18 protein-coding genes are annotated in these 20,209 nt (G+C 53.0%); 11 read left to right on the top strand and 7 right to left on the bottom strand.

Going from position 1 to position 20,209, the window contains the following annotated elements; translation table 11 throughout:
* Nucleotides 1-64: 64 nt before the first annotated feature.
* Complete coding sequence (gene ssb1 / locus ACO7SM_RS20130) at nucleotides 65-595, top strand: single-stranded DNA-binding protein SSB1 (protein WP_192613760.1); 531 nt, start codon at nucleotides 65-67, stop codon at nucleotides 593-595.
* Between the two features lie 105 nt (nucleotides 596-700).
* Here ssb1 and ACO7SM_RS20125 read toward each other — a convergent pair whose 3' ends face one another.
* Nucleotides 701-982: a YjcB family protein gene (locus ACO7SM_RS20125; RefSeq protein ID WP_490468969.1), complete on the bottom strand. Its 282-nt coding sequence runs from the start codon at nucleotides 980-982 to the stop codon at nucleotides 701-703.
* A gap of 759 nt (nucleotides 983-1,741) precedes the next feature.
* On the opposite strand from ACO7SM_RS20125, the gene ACO7SM_RS20120 reads away from it, so the two are divergent.
* Complete coding sequence (locus tag ACO7SM_RS20120; RefSeq protein ID WP_490468968.1) at nucleotides 1,742-3,328, top strand: EAL domain-containing protein; 1,587 nt, start codon at nucleotides 1,742-1,744, stop codon at nucleotides 3,326-3,328.
* A gap of 2 nt (nucleotides 3,329-3,330) precedes the next feature.
* Here ACO7SM_RS20120 and soxS read toward each other — a convergent pair whose 3' ends face one another.
* A complete protein-coding gene (soxS, locus tag ACO7SM_RS20115; protein WP_162381798.1) occupies nucleotides 3,331-3,654 on the bottom strand; it encodes a superoxide response transcriptional regulator SoxS in 324 nt (107 codons plus the stop codon).
* Between the two features lie 86 nt (nucleotides 3,655-3,740).
* Between soxS and soxR the strand changes: the two genes are divergently transcribed.
* From soxR to ACO7SM_RS20090, 5 genes are all read left to right on the top strand, one after another.
* Complete coding sequence (gene soxR / locus ACO7SM_RS20110; RefSeq protein ID WP_490468967.1) at nucleotides 3,741-4,199, top strand: redox-sensitive transcriptional activator SoxR; 459 nt, start codon at nucleotides 3,741-3,743, stop codon at nucleotides 4,197-4,199.
* A 357-nt stretch (nucleotides 4,200-4,556) separates the two neighbouring features.
* Nucleotides 4,557-5,225, top strand: coding sequence for a glutathione S-transferase family protein (locus tag ACO7SM_RS20105; RefSeq protein ID WP_490468966.1), 669 nt, complete (start codon nucleotides 4,557-4,559; stop codon nucleotides 5,223-5,225).
* A 332-nt stretch (nucleotides 5,226-5,557) separates the two neighbouring features.
* Nucleotides 5,558-6,907: a guanine/hypoxanthine transporter GhxP gene (ghxP, locus tag ACO7SM_RS20100; RefSeq protein WP_490468965.1), complete on the top strand. Its 1,350-nt coding sequence runs from the start codon at nucleotides 5,558-5,560 to the stop codon at nucleotides 6,905-6,907.
* 153 nt (nucleotides 6,908-7,060) lie between these two features.
* Nucleotides 7,061-8,707: a Na+/H+ antiporter gene (locus ACO7SM_RS20095; RefSeq protein WP_490468964.1), complete on the top strand. Its 1,647-nt coding sequence runs from the start codon at nucleotides 7,061-7,063 to the stop codon at nucleotides 8,705-8,707.
* A gap of 295 nt (nucleotides 8,708-9,002) precedes the next feature.
* Complete coding sequence (locus ACO7SM_RS20090; protein ID WP_490468963.1) at nucleotides 9,003-9,494, top strand: REP-associated tyrosine transposase; 492 nt, start codon at nucleotides 9,003-9,005, stop codon at nucleotides 9,492-9,494.
* A 57-nt stretch (nucleotides 9,495-9,551) separates the two neighbouring features.
* On the opposite strand, the gene ACO7SM_RS20085 is transcribed toward ACO7SM_RS20090, so the two are convergent.
* A complete protein-coding gene (locus ACO7SM_RS20085) occupies nucleotides 9,552-10,454 on the bottom strand; it encodes a LysR family transcriptional regulator (RefSeq protein ID WP_490468962.1) in 903 nt (300 codons plus the stop codon).
* A 103-nt stretch (nucleotides 10,455-10,557) separates the two neighbouring features.
* On the opposite strand from ACO7SM_RS20085, the gene ACO7SM_RS20080 reads away from it, so the two are divergent.
* The 3 genes from ACO7SM_RS20080 (at nucleotide 10,558) to ACO7SM_RS20070 (ending at nucleotide 12,680) form a co-directional block, all read left to right on the top strand.
* A complete protein-coding gene (locus ACO7SM_RS20080) occupies nucleotides 10,558-10,968 on the top strand; it encodes a CidA/LrgA family protein (RefSeq protein WP_490468961.1) in 411 nt (136 codons plus the stop codon).
* Nucleotides 10,961-11,650 (top strand): LrgB family protein, encoded by a 690-nt coding sequence (locus ACO7SM_RS20075; protein ID WP_490468960.1) that lies wholly within the window; start codon nucleotides 10,961-10,963, stop codon nucleotides 11,648-11,650. The genes ACO7SM_RS20080 and ACO7SM_RS20075 overlap by 8 nt, the downstream gene beginning before the upstream one ends.
* Before the next feature lie 82 nt (nucleotides 11,651-11,732).
* A complete protein-coding gene (locus tag ACO7SM_RS20070) occupies nucleotides 11,733-12,680 on the top strand; it encodes a hypothetical protein (protein ID WP_490468959.1) in 948 nt (315 codons plus the stop codon).
* 42 nt (nucleotides 12,681-12,722) lie between these two features.
* Here the strand turns inward: ACO7SM_RS20070 and ACO7SM_RS20065 are convergent, their stop codons facing one another.
* The 4 genes from ACO7SM_RS20065 to acs form a co-directional block, all read right to left on the bottom strand.
* Entirely contained in the window at nucleotides 12,723-14,012 is a 1,290-nt protein-coding gene (locus tag ACO7SM_RS20065) for a Gfo/Idh/MocA family protein (protein WP_490468958.1), read from the bottom strand.
* Between the two features lie 153 nt (nucleotides 14,013-14,165).
* On the bottom strand, nucleotides 14,166-15,815 hold the full coding sequence (gene actP, locus ACO7SM_RS20060; protein WP_490468957.1) for a cation/acetate symporter ActP: 1,650 nt from the start codon (nucleotides 15,813-15,815) through the stop codon (nucleotides 14,166-14,168).
* Entirely contained in the window at nucleotides 15,812-16,126 is a 315-nt protein-coding gene (locus tag ACO7SM_RS20055; RefSeq protein ID WP_192613749.1) for a DUF485 domain-containing protein, read from the bottom strand. Before ACO7SM_RS20055 ends, actP begins: the two co-directional genes overlap by 4 nt.
* A gap of 235 nt (nucleotides 16,127-16,361) precedes the next feature.
* Nucleotides 16,362-18,320 (bottom strand): acetate--CoA ligase, encoded by a 1,959-nt coding sequence (gene acs / locus ACO7SM_RS20050; RefSeq protein ID WP_490468956.1) that lies wholly within the window; start codon nucleotides 18,318-18,320, stop codon nucleotides 16,362-16,364.
* Nucleotides 18,321-18,754: 434 nt separating this feature from the next.
* Here acs and nrfA point away from each other — a divergent pair, with 434 nt between their 5' ends.
* Complete coding sequence (nrfA, locus tag ACO7SM_RS20045; RefSeq protein WP_490468955.1) at nucleotides 18,755-20,191, top strand: ammonia-forming nitrite reductase cytochrome c552 subunit; 1,437 nt, start codon at nucleotides 18,755-18,757, stop codon at nucleotides 20,189-20,191.
* Nucleotides 20,192-20,209 lie beyond the last annotated feature (18 nt).

The raw sequence follows: 20,209 nt of genomic DNA, 5'->3' as shown, positions 1-20,209 counted from the left end.
CTATTGGAAATGCTACAATCCCGCGCTTACACTTATTAAGAAACGTTTTTCAGGAGACACGATCATGGCCAGCAGAGGCGTAAACAAGGTGATTCTCGTCGGTAATCTGGGCCAGGACCCGGAAGTACGCTATATGCCGAATGGTGGCGCAGTTGCCAACATTACGCTGGCTACTTCCGAATCCTGGCGTGATAAAGCGACCGGTGAGATGAAAGAGCAGACCGAATGGCACCGTGTTGTGCTGTTTGGCAAACTGGCGGAAGTCGCCAGCGAATACCTGCGTAAAGGTTCTCAGGTCTATATTGAAGGTCAGTTGCGTACCCGTAAATGGACCGATCAGTCCGGCGTAGAAAAATACACGACAGAAGTGGTGGTTAACGTCGGCGGCACCATGCAGATGCTGGGTGGCCGTCAGGGCGGCGGCGCTCCGGCAGGCGGCAGTGCAGGTGGTCAGCAGCAGGGTGGTTGGGGTCAGCCTCAACAGCCTCAGGGTGGCAATCAGTTCAGCGGCGGCGCGCAGTCTCGTCCGCAGCAGTCTGCACCGGCACCGTCTAACGAACCGCCGATGGATTTCGATGACGACATCCCGTTCTGATAATTATGGGTTAATACGGTAACGTGTTTTCTGCAACCCCTTGTCTCGGCAGGGGGTTTTTTATTGCCTAATAAAAAGCCTCCACGGAGGAGGCTCTTCTCAACATCAGACTAACACCATCGGCCACTCGGGTGGCGTATGGCTCATCACCTCCACCATCACCGATTCGATATTGCTCCAGATGGTCGAGATATCCACCAGAGTAATGCCGAGCAGACCGGTCGCAAACCAACAGGCGGAGGCTACGCCAAGTGCGCTACTGATGACTGACAGCCCAATAGCGTCTGATTTACGAAACCGAATATTCAGCGTGCTGGCTAAAAACATGAGCACGGCGCTCAGCAATTGCCAGCGAAGAAGAACCACGCCAGTGGTGATGGTTGCCATGAAACAAATCCTCTGAGAGTAGCTGCTGCCCTGGACAGCATGGTGCTGTTCACGGGAGACGTGGTGCACTCTGGCTATCGGCGGGCTTTGAAAACAAGACTTAATGAAACGTTGTTTTTGTTTCATTCGTTTTGTGAACTATATCACACCGAGTGATTTATTCGCCAGCGTGGAACCCCCTTTTTTGCCTGTTTTATAACCACAGTAAATATGTGGTAAATAAGGGGGGAGAGGACTTCTGGCGGTCATGTTTCAGGTTGTATGCGCGATTATTCACATTATTTAGCGGCAGGCGTTGAGTAATAAAGATGTATCTTTATTACTCATTTATATTTTCAGTAAAATTAACCATTCAGAAAAGTTAACGAAATTCTTTAAAAATACGCATATTTTCATTTAAGAAAAATCCGAATCCTTGCTGGGGCGCGTATTCCTTAATAAAAATAAACGTAACCTCAAGTTTGCCTTACGGGAAAATATTATCATCATCCGTCAATCTCAGATTTTTACTAAGAAAAGTCTGTTGCTAATGTTGATAGATTCATGCAATTTAACCACCTGTTTGTTATAGGCTCAACGTGTTTCAAGTTGCATGTGCGACGGCTGCATTCGTTCACCCCGGTCATTGCGTTTTGTGAGTGCCTGGGTTCGCTTTTACGTGCCGCGTCACTACGGTTTGTCCTGCGACTCGAATTATTGAGCCAGAACATCCAGCCTTGATGATTACAGGCACATATACTGCAGGGAAATAGGGCTGAAATGAATCGTAGTGCGCGCAGCAAGATGCTGAAGTTCCTCGGAACAATCATGGTGGCATTGCTCCCCGTGATGCTGGCGCTATGGTTCGCACAAGGACGCGCGGTATCCGAAACGCACAACCAACTTCACTCTTTTGCACAACTGGCGTTAGATAAAACCGAGCTGGTTATCCTACAGGCTGATTTAGCGCGTGATGCGGCAGAACAGTATCATGGCAAGGCATGCACTTCCGCACATCAGCAGCGTATGCTGAATATTATTCGTGGTCGCCTGTATATTAGCGAGCTAATTTATGCCCAGGGCGATCATTTCTTGTGTTCGACCGTTATGGCGCCCGCCAGCCCTTATATTATTCCCTCTGCCAATTATCAACGAAAACCTGACACCGCTATTTATTACTATCGCGATACCCCTTTTTTTGCAGGCTATAAAATGACGTATATGCAAAGGGGAAACTATGTAGCGGTGATAAATCCGTTATCTTACAGTGAAGTGATGTCTGACGATCAGTCCCTGGCCTGGGGGGTGTATGATACGGTCACCGAATCATTTTTCTCTGTCAGCGAGTGGGCCAATGTTGAACAATTACTCCCGCTGATACGCCGTAATAAATTAGTTTTTCAGGAAGACAATCGTTTCTACACGATTGTGCATTCCGAAAAACGCCCGATAGCGGTGATTGTTTCGACTTCAAACGCCCGTTTTTACCAGAATCTGTATCACCAGGCCACGCTGACACTGCCGTTAGGCATTATCTGTAGCATTCTTCTGCTGTTGATGGGGTGGCGTACCCGCCGGGATTATCATTCTCCTCGCCGTTTGCTGCAGCGGGCGATTGATAAACGTCAACTCTGTGTGCATTACCAGCCGATCATTGATGTCAAAAATGAAAAATGCGTCGGTGCCGAGGCACTGTTGCGCTGGCCGGGATGTGAAGGACAGGTCATGAGCCCCACGGAGTTTATCCAACTGGCAGAAAAAGAGGGCATGATTGAACAGCTTACGGATTATGTCGTCGAAGGGGTGTTCAATGATTTGGGCCATTTCCTGGCGCGGCATCCCCATCTGTATATTTCGATCAACCTCTCGGCTTCCGATTTTCACTCCTCGCGCCTGATTGCGTTAATTGCTGAAAAAGCACGTCAGCATTCAGTGCTTGCGCAACAAATTAAAGTGGAAGTGACGGAGCGCGGATTTATTGATGTACCTAAAATGACGCCGGTGATTCAGGCGTTTCGTCAGGCGGGCTACGAAGTTGCCATTGATGATTTCGGCACCGGGTATTCGAACCTGCACAATCTGTATTCGTTGAATGTCGACATTCTGAAGATCGACAAATCGTTTGTCGATACGTTAACCACCAACAGCACCAGCCATCTTATCGCGGAACATATTATTGAGATGGCGCAAAGCCTGCGTCTGAAGACCATTGCGGAAGGTGTGGAAACGCAAGAGCAGGTCACCTGGCTGCTTAAGCGCGGTGTCCATTACTGTCAGGGATGGCACTTTGCGAAAGCACTGCCGCCGCAAGAGTTCAAGCAGTGGTTACAACGACCGCTCGTGAGCATGATGCAGCACGAGCAGTAATATTACAGGCTATGGCGGTAGTCGCTGGGGGTGCGATCAAACTCGCGGCGGAAGACACGCGAAAAGGTTTGTTGCGACACATATCCCAGATCCATCGCAATATCAAAAATCGGGCGCTCGGTCGTTCGTAGTTCAACGGCAGCCAGCAGGAGTCGACGCTGGCGAATATAGTCGCCCAACGTCTGGCGCATCACCGTTCGGAACATTCGCTGCAAGTACCACTTCGAATAACCTGATTTTTTTGCGACCACATCAATGTTCAGCGGTTGGTCGATATGTTCATCAATCCATTCAATAAGGGTTTGAATAATCTGCTGATGGGACATATTGCTGCCTCTTTCTCAGTGTTCAATTCGTCGTTTTGTCTGCGGGCGAGTATAATTCCTCAAGTTAACTTGAGGTAAAGCGATTTATGGAAAAGAAATTACCCCGCATTAAAGCCCTTTTGACACCGGGCGAGGTGGCAAAGCGTAGCGGCGTGGCGGTATCCGCTTTGCACTTTTACGAAAGCAAAGGGCTGATCAGCAGTATTCGCAACAGCGGCAATCAGCGACGATATAAGCGCGATGTGTTGCGTTATGTGGCGATTATCAAAATTGCTCAGCGAATTGGCATTCCCCTTGCCACCATTGGCGAGGCGCTGGGCGTGCTGCCGGAAGGTCATACCTTGAGTGCAAAAGAGTGGCGGCAGCTTTCATCGCAGTGGCGTGAGGAACTGGACAGGCGTATTCACACGCTGGAGGCGTTGCGTGATGAACTGGACGGGTGTATTGGCTGCGGTTGTCTTTCTCGTAGCGACTGCCCATTACGTAACCCTGGCGATCAGTTAGGCGAGCAGGGGACGGGCGCGCGATTGCTGGAAGATGATTAAACGGTTTGCGTTGACCCGCTGGCGCGATGTTGACCAGGGTTGCCATTTACGCGTTTTTGCAGGACGGAAAACGCGCGCTCCAGTCATAACAGGACAAAACTAAAGCGCCACAGGAGGGCGCTTTAGTTTGTTTCCGGTCTTTGTCTTTCACTCTATCCCGCTGGTTCACGGGAGGGTTTCCCCCGACATCAACACCCCTCAGTCGAGCACGTGGTGGAGGTTCCGGTCTGTGTTGATACTGTAATTGTATGCCACGACCGCAGGTTTGCCACTGTTATGGCGATTATTTAGCCGAAATTTTTACGCCATCTTCGACAATTTTCTATAGTTAATTGGAATGAAAAACAGGAGGCAAACATGCTGACAGTACATCACTTGAATCAGTCCCGATCCCAGCGCGTACTGTGGGCATTAGAGGAGTTATCGCTGCCGTACCAGATTATTCGTTATCAGCGTGAAAAGACGATGCTGGCGCCGCCGGCGCTGAAAAAAATCCACCCTCTTGGTAAATCCCCGGTGATTGAAGACAACGGCGCCATCCTCGCCGAGTCTGGGGCAATACTTGAGTATTTGCAGGAAACCTATGACAGCGCAGGGCACTTTAAACCGGCTGATAGCGAACAGAAACGGCAGTACCGGTTCTGGCTTCATTATGCCGAAGGTTCGCTGATGCCTCTGCTCCTGCTGAAACTGGTTTTCGTGAGCCTTGGTAAACCTCCCGTTCCTTTTGGGTTGCGTACGCTGGGCGGCGTGCTGGGACAAGGGGTGCAAAAAGCCTGGCTCAATCCGCAACTGGAAACGCACGCCCGCTATATTGATGCGCATCTGGCGGAACGCCCCTGGTTTGCCGGAGAGCATATCAGCATGGCGGATATTCAAATGAGCTTCCCGCTGTTTGCGCTGCTTGCCAGAAGCGGAATTGATGACCTGACGCACATCAGCGCCTGGAAAAAACGGGTGGAGACGCGACCCGCCTGGCAACGCGCGATTCATCAGGGAGGCGCATTTGAGATCCCCGGCGGATAAAATGTTTTCTGGTTGATTTATGAACAGCTCAGGAGAAAATTGTTATCAGATTGCGCATTGACGATAACGTTTGCGCATCGATTGTCTGTTTCTTCGCCATTCTAAAAAGAAATGCGTAAAAAGGGACAAAGTTCAGTTGAAAACCCCCGTAGAATCGCTGGATAATCGTTTGCTTTTTTTTACTACCCGTTTTGTATGCGCGGAGCTAAACGTTTGCTTTTTTGCGACACCCCTATTGTTGCAAACGTAGCACATGGAGATGACGTTTCGCTGGCAGTGGATTGTCCACCACGCATATCGACGAAAAAATAAACTCTCAGGGGATGTTTTCTATGTCTACGCCTTCAGCGCGTACCGGCGGTTCACTTGACGCCTGGTTTAAAATTTCACACCGTGGAAGTACCGTCCGTCAGGAAGTGGTTGCCGGATTAACGACGTTTCTGGCGATGGTCTACTCTGTGATCGTCGTTCCGGGGATGCTGGGTAAAGCAGGATTCCCGCCAGCCGCTGTATTTGTGGCGACCTGTCTGGTGGCGGGTGTGGGTTCGATTGTAATGGGTCTGTGGGCGAACCTGCCTCTGGCCATTGGTTGTGCGATTTCTCTGACCGCGTTCACCGCGTTTAGTCTGGTATTGGGTCAGCACATCAGCGTACCGGTCGCGCTTGGCGCGGTGTTCCTGATGGGTGTCCTGTTTACGGTCATCTCCGCAACGGGTATCCGTAGTTGGATCCTGCGAAACCTGCCGCAGGGTGTGGCGCACGGTACAGGGATTGGTATCGGCTTGTTCCTGCTGTTGATTGCCGCGAACGGCGTGGGTCTGGTGATTAAGAACCCGCTGGACGGCCTGCCGGTCGCGCTGGGTCATTTTGGCTCCTTCCCGGTGATCATGTCGCTGATTGGTCTGGCGGTGATTGTCGGCCTGGAAAAACTGAAAGTGCCAGGCGGTATCCTGCTCACCATCATCGGTATTTCCGTTGTGGGTCTGATCTTCGACCCGAACGTGCATTTCTCCGGTGTTTTTGCCATGCCTTCTCTGAGCGATGAGAACGGTAACTCGCTGATTGGCAGCCTGGACATTATGGGCGCGCTGAACCCTGTTGTACTGCCGAGCGTACTGGCGTTGGTGATGACGGCGGTGTTTGATGCCACAGGCACAATCCGTGCGGTCGCCGGTCAGGCGAACCTGCTGGATAAAGACGGGCAGATTATCGACGGCGGTAAAGCGCTGACCACGGACTCCCTGAGCAGCGTCTTCTCCGGGCTGGTCGGTGCGGCTCCGGCTGCGGTGTACATCGAATCAGCAGCCGGTACGGCAGCAGGCGGAAAAACTGGCCTGACGGCGATTACCGTTGGCGTGTTGTTCCTGTTTATCCTGTTCCTTTCCCCGCTCTCCTACCTGGTGCCGGTCTATGCAACAGCGCCAGCGCTGATGTATGTCGGTCTGCTGATGCTGAGCAACGTGGGCAAAATCGACTTTACTGATTTTGTTGATGCGATGGCCGGTTTGGTCACGGCGGTATTTATCGTCCTGACCTGCAACATCGTGACCGGCATTATGATCGGTTTTGCGACGCTGGTGATCGGTCGTCTGGTCTCTGGCGAATGGCGTAAGCTGAACATCGGTACGGTGGTGATCTCGGTGGCGCTGGTTGCATTCTATGCGGGCGGCTGGGCTATTTAATCCTGTCGACCCCTCTAAAAACGGGTGGCTTTTGCCGCCCGTTTTTATTTTCGGAGCACATCCCGTTGTCTTTTGCGTTACTCTGAGGAAGATAGAATTGAGGCACGACGCCTCTCAGTACTTATCATAAGAAACATCGCAATCAGGGATCGCATGGAAATTTTCTTCACGATACTCATCATGACCTTCGTGGTCTCGCTGTCCGGGGTAGTGACTCGCGTATTACCCTTTCAACTCCCTCTCCCCCTCATGCAGATCGCCGTTGGCGCGTTGCTGGCGTGGCCGACGTTTGGTTTGCATGTGGAATTTGACCCTGAACTGTTCCTGGTTCTCTTTATACCGCCGCTGCTGTTTGCGGATGGCTGGAAGACGCCGACCCGCGAATTCCTTGAGCATGGGCGAGAGATTTTGGGGCTGGCGCTGGCGTTAGTGATCGTCACGGTGGTTGGGATCGGTTTTATGATTTACTGGCTGGTGCCGGGCATTCCGCTGATACCCGCTTTCGCGCTGGCGGCGGTACTGTCGCCGACCGATGCGGTGGCGCTCTCCGGGATTGTCGGTGAAGGGCGTATACCGAAAAAAATTATGGGCATCCTGCAAGGTGAAGCGTTGATGAATGACGCCTCCGGCCTGGTGTCGTTGAAGTTTGCTGTGGCCGTGGCGATGGGCACGATGGTGTTTACCATCGGCGGCGCAACGGTAGAGTTCTTTAAGGTGGCGACTGGCGGGGTGCTGGCGGGGTTTGTGGTCAGTTGGCTCTATGGTCGCTCTCTGCGCTTCCTGAGCCGCTGGGGTGGCGATGAACCGGCAACCCAAATTGTTCTGCTGTTCCTGCTGCCGTTTGCCTCCTACCTGATTGCGGAACATATTGGCGTGTCCGGCATTCTGGCGGCGGTGGCGGCCGGGATGACCATTACCCGTTCCGGCGTTATGCGCCGTGCGCCACTGGCGATGCGTCTGCGTGCTAACAGCACCTGGGCGATGCTGGAGTTTGTGTTTAACGGCATGGTCTTCCTGCTGTTGGGGCTGCAATTGCCTGGCATCCTGGAATCGTCGCTGGTAGCGGCAGAAGCCGATCCGAACGTGGAAATGTGGATGCTGTTTACCGATATTGTGCTGATTTACGTGGCGCTGATGTTGGTACGATTTGGCTGGTTGTGGACGATGAAAAATTTCAGCCAGCGGTTCCTGAAGAAAAAACCGATGGAGTTTGGCTCCTGGACGACGCGCGAAATTCTGATTGCCTCTTTTGCCGGGGTGCGCGGGGCCATCACGCTGGCGGGTGTGCTTTCCATCCCGCTGCTGCTGCCGGATGGCGGTGTCTTTCCTGCGCGCTACGAACTCGTCTTTTTGGCCGCAGGGGTGATTTTATTCTCGCTGTTTGTTGGTGTGGTGATGCTGCCGATTCTGCTGCAACATCTGGAAGTGGCCGACCACTCTCAGCAGCAGAAAGAGATACGGATTGCACGGGCGGCGACGGCAGAGGTGGCGATTGTCGCCATCCAGAAAATGGAAGAACGTCTGGCGGCGAATAGCGAAGAGAACATCGATAACCAGTTGCTGACGGAGGTCAGTTCCCGCGTGATTGGTAATCTGCGCCGTCGTGCTGATGGGCGTAATGATGTCGAAAGTTCAATGCAGGAAGAAAACCTTGAGCGGCGATTCCGTCTGGCGGCATTACGCTCCGAACGCGCCGAGTTGTATCACCTGCGCGCCACGCGCGAAATCAGCAATGAAACGTTGCAGAAACTGCTGCACGACCTCGATTTGCTGGAAGCGCTGCTGATCGAAAATCAATAAGTCTCGTGGTTGCCTGATGGCGCTTCGCTTATCAGGCCTACAAATCCAGCCTGTGCGCCCGGTGGTGTCTCGCTTACCGGGCAATGCGCATACACATTCGGCAACGATGCGCCGGTGAACGTGCCTGATGGTGCTTCGCTTATCAGGCCTACAATACCTGTAGGGTTCTACGTAGGCCGGATAAGGCGCGAGCGCCGCCATCCGGCAACCCACTTTGCGAGCCGCATTCCTGAATTAATCTGGCTATATTGCTGCTTCCCTCTGATCCTTCTAAGGTGCGAAAAAAGGGGGGAGTATGTCTGACTATCGGCGCAACTATATTAACGGTGGGACATGGTTTTTTACGGTTAACCTGCGCAATCGCAGAAGTCATCTTTTAACAACGCAAATCACTGCGCTTCGCGATGCCATTCGGGTGGTTAAACGAAATAAGCCATTTCACATTAATGCCTGGGTCGTCTTGCCCGAGCATATGCACTGTATCTGGACGCTGCCGGACAACGAATATGACTTTTCCTGCCGCTGGCGGGAGATTAAAAAGCGATTCAGTAAGACACTGCGCTTAAACCAGGTCTGGCAACCGCGATTCTGGGAACACACCCTCCGGGATGAACGTGATTACCATCACCACATTGATTATATTTATCTCAATCCCATTAAGCATGGCTGGGTTAAGCAGGTGAACGAATGGCCTTTTTCCTCGTTTCATCGTGATGTGAGGCTTGGTTTGTATCCAGAAAACTGGGGCGGTGAAATGGCCGATTTATGTGCAGGTGAACGTGCCTGATGGCGGCTTCGCTTATCAGGCCTACAAATCCAGTCTGTGCGTCCGGTGGTGTCTCGCTTACCGGGCAATGCGCCGTTCTTGTGTTAACCAAAACCCTTCGCAACATTTCAACCATGCCTGGGCGCTGTGTGACAGGTAAACGCCTTCGCGCCAAATCATTCCCAACTGCCAGTGTAAGTCGCTCTCCAGCGGGAGCCAGCGCAGCGTGTTCTTATCCAGACGCTGGCAAATCGGTTCCGGCAAAATGGCAATGCCAACGCCCGCCTGCACCATCGCCGCCAGAAAATCCCACTGCCCGCTGCGTACGGCAATGCGCGGCTTCACGCCATGTTGGTGAAAAAGCTGCATTAACTGGCGGCTCAACGCAAAATCTTCGTTGTAGATAAGCAATGGGTGTTCCGCCAACGCTTCTGGGGAAATTGACTCGCACTTCGTCCACTGGCCGGAGCGTGGCACCAGCACGCACAGGGGATGGCTAAAGAGCGGCAACGTTGCCAGCCCGCTTTCCTCTTCGACAGGCAGCGCGGTCATGGCAACATCCAGTTCACCATTGACCACTGCCTGCTGCACCGTCAGGCCGCCAAATTCTGAAATCTTCAGCTCCACGCCGGGGTAGCGCTGGCGAAACAGGCTGATCGGCCCCGCCATTAACATGCCTACCATCGGGGGAATGCCGAGGCGCAACACGCCTTTGTTGAGATGGTTAATATCCCCCAACTCGGCTTCCAGTTGACGGAATTCGGCGAGAATCGCCAGTCCGCGCTCAAAGACCACGCGCCCCGTATCGGTCAGCAAAAGCCGCCGTCCGTCGCGGATAAGCAGCGTACAGTTGAGTTCATCTTCAAGGTTCTTCAGCATTTTGCTGATGGTAGGCTGGGTGACAAATAACTTCTCCGCTGCGCGGGTGAAACTTTGCTGGCGCACCACCTCGACAAAATAACGCAGCGTTCTGATATCCATGATTATTCCTTAAGACTATGCCTGCAATGAGTTTAATTCATTTCAGTCCAGGGCGGAGGCTCTCTATACTGGCGCTTCGTATTATTTTTCAGGACATTTCCTCATGGCTGTGGCGATAAGCCGCGTTACGCCTGCCGTTGTGCAACGACTCCAGGTACCGGTTCAGGTACTGCTGTATGCAGGTTTATTTGTTTTTGCCCAATATCTCGTCGCCTGGCTGCATCTGCCGTTACCCGCCAATCTGGTCGGGATGGTGTTGATGTTGGCGTTGATTGTCTGTCGGGTCGTGCCGCTCAAATGGGTTCGGGCGGGCGCACACTGGTTGCTGGCAGAAATGCTGCTGTTCTTTATTCCGGCGGTGGTCGCTGTCGTCAACTACACGCAACTGCTGCTGGTGGACGGATGGCGAATCTTTGCGGTGATCGCCATCAGCACCCTGATGGTGCTGGGTACCACCGCGTGGGTGGTGGATAAAGTGTATCGCTACGAGTTAAACAGGTTAAACCGTGAGTAATTTCCAGTTAAGCATACTGTGCCTGGCTGTCACGCTGGTTATCTATTTCGCCAACAAACGTCTGTATCGCCGTTTTCGTAAGCTGCCGTTAATGCCGTTGGTTCTCACTCCCGCGCTGCTGGTGTTGATGCTGGTATTTGGGCATATCTCCTGGCAAAACTACATTGGCGAATCGCACTGGCTGTTGTGGCTGCTCGGCCCGGCGACCATTGCGTTTGCCGTACCGGTTTACGATAACATTGCGATTATCAAACGCCACTGGATGTCGCTGACCGCGGGCGTGGTCACCGCGACGGTGGTGGCCGTCACCAGTTCTGTGTGGCTGGCGCGCTTATTTACGTTGCCGGATGAGATCCAGCGTAGTCTGGCGGTGCGCTCTATCACTACGCCTTTTGCGCTGGCGGCGGCAGAGCCGTTGGGTGGACAACCGGATTTAGTCGCGCTGTTTGTGGTGGTCACCGGGGTATTTGGTATGGCGGTTGGCGACGCGCTGTTTTTGCGTCTTTCCATTCGCGAAGGGATGGCAAAAGGGGCAGGGTTTGGCGCCGCGTCCCACGGTGCGGGCACCGCGCGATCCTATGAACTGGGTCAGCAGGAAGGGGTTGTGGCGAGCCTGGTGATGATGCTTTCAGGGGTAGTGACCGTGCTGGCGGCGCCGCTGGTTGCCAGATTTATGTTCTGATTTTGCGGTCGGCAATGTTCATTACACTACGTACTCATTACACTGACGGGTAACTCTACTCGCCAGTGTAAGGATACAAAGTGTGAAGTATTTATGGCTGTCTGCCCTCTTATTTAGCCAGTTTGTTTTGGCCTGGTGTCCTGATGAAAATCAACACATCTCCTTGCAGGGTAAGCTGGTGCAGCACACTTACCCTGGCCCGCCGAATTTCGAAAGCATCGAGGAGGGTGACGAAGCGCTGACTTACGATTTTTTGCAGCTTAACGAGCCACTTGAATGCAATATTACCCGCGCAGACGAACAGGTTCCTGAAGTGCAGCTTATTTTCATCGATAAGACGAAAGTCACTTACGCCGACATCGCGCCCAGCCTGGATAAAGAGGTCATCGTAACCGGTGAAACCCAGTATTTGCAGTCTGGTTGGCACTTCACGTCCGTTTTACTCCTGCTGGATGATGTAAAAGAGGTCACCGGGGCGACCACGCCAGAGCAGAAAAAGAGTATGTTGGCTCAGTTGCAACAGTTCCAGCAGGCGCTGCGAGAAAAGGATGTTGCCGCGCTGAAAGCGTATTTTGTGTTTCCGGTTGAGGGCGATACATGGGGCTTTTTCCCTCATATTGACTCTCAGGAGCTGGAAAAACTCACCGAAGTCGTTTTTGACAAAAATGCGACAAAAGTGATTGATAGCTTGCAGATGCTCAGTGAAATCACGGTGAATCCTGATGCGCAGACCCTCGGCGAGCGCAGGGTAGACGCGTTGTCTGAAGAAGAACAAAAACGCCACTACTTTCCAGCAGAAGATGATGGGGTGTTCTATTACGAGGAAAATGGGCAAAAGCATACCGTTGAAGGGACGTGCGATACCGTTGCTGGCGGCGAGTTCGAAGAGGGGAGTTTGCGTCTTTATCTGGGGACCAGCGCCAATAAACAGCTCCCCGGCCTTTCAGAGTACTGCGATGGCGCATCGACTTACATTTTTAAGCTTATTGACGGAAAACTCAGACTGGTGAGCGGTATTACCGTAGGGTAAAGGAAAGCGCCACGCGGCTTGTCACCGCGTGGCGCTCGCGATTTATTTCAATCGCGAAACCAGTTCAAATTCTTTAAAGTTCACCGGACGCTGTTGCTGCATAGAGATATTTCCGGCGATGCCGGTGAGAATCGACATCGCCCCGGCGCGGTGGTCGGCGGCGCGCTGGAGGGGGTCATGTTTTGGCTCGCCGAACAGGTCTGCCAGCATGGCGTTATCGCCCCCCCCATGTCCGCCTTCTCCCAGTGTGAAATCCGCCTTCCACGGTGCGGCAAACATCGGATAAACGGTGATATCGCAAGCCTCAAGACTGCCCTCATTCTCACGTTCGCCCCCGGCGTTCACGTAAGATTTCTCAACAATCTTCATCTCCAGGCGTCCTTCACTGCCGTTAAAGACCACGTTTAACCCTTCCCATGGCAAATACGTATTCAGTGAGTAGGTAAGCTGCACCTGATTCTGGTATTTCACCAGCACCGACAGGGTGTCTTCAATGGTAATACCGTCGCTGAACACACTTTGATCGCGAAAGTAATTGTCCTCATGTTCCGCATCCAGATAGAGCGCTTTAAGCTGTGGATTTTCTGCCATCTGTAGCGCAAACGGATCATCTTTGGCGTGTGAGTAACCGTGGGCGCGCGGGTAAAATTGCGTCACGCCACGGCGTTCGGCGTTCTCTTTACCGTAAAAACGCAGGCCGCCTTCGGCATAAACGCGCTCCGGGTAGCTCGCCAGCCAGAAGTTCATCAGATCAAAATGGTGGGTGGATTTATGCACCAGCAGGCCGCCGCTGTTGCGTTTTTCGCGGTGCCAGCGACGGAAATAATCGGCCCCATGCTCCGTATTCAGCAGCCATTCAAAATGAACCGAGTAAACCTCGCCAATGGCGCCATTCATCAACAGTTCACGCACTTTGCTGTGGTGTGGGGCGTAGCGATAGTTAAAGGCGACCCGTACCTGCTTGCCGGTTTCTTCAATGGCATCCAGAATGCGCAGCGCGCGCTTTTCATCGATGGTCATCGGCTTTTCTGTGATCACATCGCAGCCCGCGTGCAGCGCCCGGACGATGTAATCGTCATGTGTGCGATCCATCGTTGTGACAATAATGATATCCGGACGGGTTTCGCGGATCATTTCTTCAAACTGCCGGGCTTTCCAGGTGGAGGCGGGGACTGCGCCTTCTTTCTCCAGCAGTTGATTGGCGTAGTTCATACGGGTTTGGTTGGTATCGCAAAAGGCGACCAGTCGGGCGTTCTCTTTCCATTGTCCGCCAATAGCCGAGATATACAGTCCCGCACGCCCACCGGTTCCCACCAGGGCATATTTTTTCATAGCATCCTCTTTTCACTAAATGAATTAATGTATTGATGTAGTAAAAACGGCGTTTCAATTTTCTTTGGGTACTGTAGCGCTATTGCAGGAGAGGGGGAGAACGCAATTCTAAAAATGTGATCCCCGGCCAAAATGGCCGGGGAGGAGGAGAGATTAATGCGCGCGACCCTGCTCTACGCCAAGGCCGGTCTGGGAACGGATAAACTGGGCGCGGAACTGCTCACGCTCGCGATTACCTTCTTCGGAGTTATCGGTTGCTGAGAAGAACCAGATCCCGAGGAACGCGGCGGAGATAGAGAACAACGCCGGGTATTCATACGGGAAGACCGCTTTTTCGTGACCGAGGATTTGCACCCATACGGTTGGGCCAAGCACCATCAGCACCACTGCGGTTAACAGGCCTAACCAACCGCCTAACATCGCACCCCGGGTGGTCAGTTTTGACCAGTACATCGACAGCAGGATGATCGGGAAGTTGCAGCTTGCCGCAATGGCAAACGCCAGGCCCACCATGAAGGCGATGTTCTGGTTTTCAAACAGCACGCCCAACACGATAGCAATCACGCCCAGCACCAGTACTGTTATCTTCGACACCCGCAGCTCTTCACGTTCGGTTGCGCCTTTACGGAATACGTTGGCGTACAGATCGTGAGAGACAGCCGATGCCCCGGCCAGCGTCAGACCCGCTACCACCGCCAGAATGGTGGCGAAGGCGACCGCAGAGATAAAGCCGAGGAACAGGTTGCCGCCCACTGCGTTCGCCAGGTGGACTGCCGCCATGTTATTGCCGCCAATCAACTTGCCCGCAGCGTCTTTGTACTCAGGGTTAGCACCGACCAGCATGATCGCGCCAAAACCGATGATAAAGGTCAGGATGTAGAAGTAACCCATAAAGCCGGTGGCGTAGAACACGCTTTTACGCGCTTCGCGGGCATCGCTGACCGTGAAGAAACGCATCAAAATGTGCGGTAAGCCCGCAGTACCGAACATCAGACCCAGCCCCAGCGAAAGTGCGGAAATCGGATCTTTCACCAGCCCACCAGGACTCATGATGGCAGAACCTTTAGGGTGTACCGCCATGGCTTCGGTGAACAGATTGTTGAAGCTAAAGCCGACGTGCTTCATCACCATAAAGGCCATAAAGCTGGCGCCGAACAGCAACAGCACCGCTTTGATAATCTGTACCCAGGTGGTTGCCAGCATACCGCCGAACAGCACGTACATCATCATCAGTACGCCGACCAGCACCACCGCAATGTGGTAGTTCAGACCGAACAGCAGCTCGATCAATTTACCGGCGCCGACCATCTGAGCGATCAGATACAGCGCCACGACGACCAGTGAGCCGCAGGCAGAAAGAATACGGATCGGCCCTTGTTTCAGGCGGTAAGAGGCCACATCCGCAAAGGTATAACGCCCCAGGTTACGCAGGCGTTCTGCGATCAGGAACAGAATGATCGGCCAGCCGACCAAAAAGCCCAGCGAGTAGATAAGCCCATCGTAGCCGGAGGTAAAGACCAGCGCGGAGATCCCAAGGAAGGAGGCCGCGGACATATAATCGCCCGCAATCGCCAGCCCGTTCTGGAAGCCGGTAATGTTGCCGCCTGCGGTGTAATAGTCGTTACGCGAGCGCACGCGTTTAGAGGCCCAGTAAGTAATACCGAGCGTAAACACGACGAAAATCAGGAACATGATGATCGCTTGCCAGTTGGTTGGCTGGCGTTGAACAGCACCGCTAATCGCATCTGCTGCGTTGGCAGCATAAGGTAGTGTGGCGGCAAGCGCCGTCAGGACTCTCTTCATGATGCTTTTACCTCGTGCAGTACCGCGTTGTTCAGGCGGTCGAATTCGTTGTTCGCTCGCCAGATATAAATACCGGTCAGAATGAAGGAGATAAGAATTACCCCAACCCCAATAGGGATCCCCCGGGTGACGCTGGTACCGGCGTGTAACGGGGTACCCAGCCAGCCAGGTGCGAAAGCAATCAGAAGGATAAAGCTGATATAAACCACCAGCATGATAATTGACAGAATGGTGGCAAACCGTTGCCGTTTTTCAACTAACTCCCTGAAACGCGCGCTGTCTTCTATCCGCTGATAAATAGTGTCATTCATCACAGAGTCTCCAGAGGTATTCCCTTTGTCTTTCGCGCCACAGGTTCGTTGGCCGCACTCGCCCACCCCAGTCACATAGTGATCTATGCTGTCGGGGATGTGCTCGCTTGCCGCCTTCCTGTAACACGAAATCCTTTGGGGGAGGTTTTTATAATTCCCTCCCGGTGAAGGGAGGGTAGGGGCAGATTTGTAGGCCGGATAAGACGCTGATGCGTCGCCATCCGGAATATTTTTCTTATGAAGGCATTGCGATGGCCTGCTTCTCTTCGAGCAGTTTCTCTACCACGCCCGGATCGGCGAGGGTCGAGGTATCGCCCAGATTGCTGGTATCGCCTGCCGCTATCTTGCGCAGAATGCGGCGCATAATCTTGCCTGAACGGGTTTTGGGCAGAGAGTCAGTCCAGTGCAGGACATCTGGCGTCGCCAGCGGGCCAATCTCTTTACGCACCCAGTTGCGCACTTCGGTATACAGCTCCGGTGACGGTTCTTCGCCGTGATTCAGCGTCACGTAGGCATAAATCGCCTGTCCCTTGATGCTGTGCGGGATACCGACCACCGCCGCTTCGGCTATTTTTGGATGTGACACCAGCGCTGACTCGATCTCCGCCGTCCCCAGACGGTGACCGGAAACGTTCAGCACGTCATCGACGCGTCCGGTTATCCAGTAATAGCCGTCTTCGTCACGACGCGCGCCATCACCGCTGAAATACATGTTTTTGAAGGTAGAGAAGTAGGTTTGCTCAAAGCGTTCGTGATCGCCAAACAGCGTACGTGCCTGTCCTGGCCAGGAGTCTGTGATCACCAGATTGCCTTCGGTTGCGCCTTCCTGCGGATTGCCTTCGTTATCCACCAGCGCAGGTTGTACGCCGAAGAAGGGGTGTGTCGCGGAGCCTGCTTTCAGTTCGGTCGCGCCCGGCATTGGCGTTATCATAAAACCACCGGTTTCCGTCTGCCACCAGGTGTCTACCACCGGGCATTTCTCGTTACCGATCTTCTTCCAGTACCATTCCCAGGCTTCCGGGTTGATAGGCTCGCCAACCGAACCGAGGATGCGCAGGGAAGAGCGGTCAGTCCCTTCAATGGCCTTATCGCCTTCTGCCATCAGGGCGCGAATCGCGGTAGGTGCGGTGTAGAGAATATTGACCTGGTGTTTGTCCACCACTTGCGACATCCGCGCAGGGGTTGGCCAGTTCGGTACACCTTCAAACATCAGAGTGGTTGCGCCGCAAGCCAGTGGGCCATACAGCAGGTAGCTGTGTCCGGTGACCCAACCCACATCGGCGGTACACCAGTAGATATCGCCCGGGTGATAGTCAAAGACATATTTGAACGTGGTGGCGGCATACACCAGATAACCCCCGGTGGTATGCAGCACACCTTTAGGTTTACCGGTGGAGCCGGATGTATAAAGGATGAACAGCGGGTCTTCGGCGTTCACTTCGACAGGCTGATGATCGGCGCTGGCCTGCTCAATCAGATCGCCCCACCACAGGTCACGACCTTCCTGCCAGTCAATTTTTCCGCCCGTGCGCTCTAACACCACCACATGCTCAACGCTCTTCACGTTGGGATTTTTCAGCGCGTCATCGACGTTCTTTTTCAGTGGGATGCTACGCCCGGCGCGGACGCCTTCATCGGCGGTAATCACCAGACGTGAGCTGGAGTCAATAATACGCCCGGCAACGGCTTCCGGTGAGAAGCCGCCAAAGATAACGGAATGCACGGCGCCGATACGGGCACAAGCCAGCATCGCGACCGCCGCTTCCGGCACCATTGGCATATAGATGGCCACAACGTCGCCTTTTTTAATGCCCAGCTCAAGCAGAGTGTTGGCGAAACGGCAGACGTCGCGATGCAGTTCGCGATAGGTAATGTGTTTGCTCTGTGAGGCGTCGTCGCCTTCCCAGATGATGGCGGTGCGATCGCCGTTTTCTTGCAGGTGACGGTCAAGGCAGTTTGCCGCCAGATTCAGCGTGCCGTCCTCGTACCATTTAATTGAGACATTACCTGGAGCAAAGGAGGTGTTTTTCACCTTCTGATACGGTTTGATCCAGTCGAGAATTTTGCCCTGTTCGCCCCAAAACGTATTGGGATCGTTAATTGACTGTAGATATTTGGCTTCGTACTGCTCCGGATTGATCAGGCAACGATCCGCAATGTTTGCGGGAATAGCGTGTTTATGGATTTGGCTCATGGCTTTTGTTCTCCTTGTAAGATGTTAATAATATGTCTCATAAACGTTAAATGTAGGGGCTTTGACAGTTTTGTTTGGTATTTGCGCGGCAGATCACGCAATAACGGAATTGTGCAAATTAGCGGCAAACTGATTTTTGAAGGGAACTCGCAAAAATGAGTTAATTCTTTCTATAACATGGCGTTATAAGTTATTTCTTGAAAGTGTGCGTTGTGTCGAAAGTTGATAAAAGAAGTGGGCGACAAAGGAGGTTAATAACTCTAAAGTGGTATTTAACATGCACTTACAATTGATTAAAAACAACATTTTAAGTGTGGTTATTTGTTACACATAGAGGGGAGTAATGTCATAACAGTGTTCGTGCGGTTGCTGTTATGGGAGAACAATAAAAGAACCGCCATTGCAGACAATGGCGCAATCTGGATGAGACCTCTATGGCAAGGATTACACAACGCGCACGCCGTTTCTTCAGCCTGATATTGCCTTTTTTATTTATTTCTACCGTTTACGCTGAGCAAACGTCCGTACCCGCAAAAACCGTTACCGTTGAAGCGAAGAATGAAACGTTCGCGCCTCAACATCCCGATCAATACCTCTCCTGGAAAGCCACCTCAGAGCAGTCAGCCCGTGATGATGCGCTGGCTGAAGACCCGCGACTGGTGATCCTGTGGGCGGGATATCCCTTCTCCCGCGATTACAACAAACCGCGTGGCCACGCGTATGCGGTCACCGATGTTCGCGAAACCCTGCGTACCGGCGCCCCGAAAAACGCCGAGGACGGCCCGTTGCCGATGGCCTGCTGGAGCTGTAAAAGCCCGGACGTGGCGCGTCTGATCCAGAAAGACGGTGAAGACGGTTACTTCCACGGTAAATGGGCGCGTGGCGGGCCGGAAATCGTGAATAATTTAGGCTGCGCCGATTGCCATAACACCGCCTCGCCAGATTTCGCCAAAGGCAAACCGGAGCTCACGCTGTCGCGCCCCTATGCCGAACGTGCGATGGAAACCATTGGGAAACCGTTTGATAAGGCCAGCCGTTTAGACCAGCAATCAATGGTTTGCGGACAATGCCATGTGGAATACTACTTTGACGGTAAAAATAAAGCCGTCAAATTCCCGTGGGATGAAGGCGTGAAAGTTGAAAATATGGAGAAATATTACGACACGATCGCCTTCTCCGACTGGACTAACTCGCTGTCGAAAACGCCAATGCTGAAAGCGCAACACCCGGAGTATGAAACCTGGAGTGTGGGCATTCACGGTAAAAACAACGTGACCTGTATCGACTGTCACATGCCGAAAGTGCAGAACGCCGAAGGCAAACTCTACACCGACCATAAGATTGGCAACCCGTTCGACAACTTCGCCCAGACCTGCGCCAACTGCCATACGCAAGACAAAGCCGCGCTGCAAAAAGTCGTCGCCGAGCGTAAACAGGCGATTCATGACCTGAAAATCAAGGTTGAGGATCAACTGGTTCGTGCCCATTTTGAAGCCAAAGCCGCGTGGGATGCTGGTGCGACAGAGGCGGAAATGAAGCCGATTCTGGAAGATATCCGCCATGCGCAATGGCGCTGGGATCTGGCGATTGCTTCGCACGGTATTCATATGCACGCTCCGGATGAAGGCCTGCGGATGCTGGGTAGCGCGATGGACAAAGCCGCGGATGCGCGAACCAAACTGGTGCGTCTGTTGGCGACCAAAGGCATCACGCATGAAATCCCTCTGCCGGACATCTCCACCAAAGAGAAAGCCCAGCAGGCGATTGGTCTGGACGTGCAGAAAATCAACGCCGAGAAACAGGACTTCATTAAAACGGTGATTCCGCAATGGGAAGATCAGGCGCGTAAAAACGGTCTGTTAAGCCAATAACCTCAATTTGCCGGATGA

The organism is Citrobacter sp. LJND-P06 (assembly GCF_058188415.1).
This window is presented reverse-complemented; position numbering and strand designations above follow the sequence as displayed.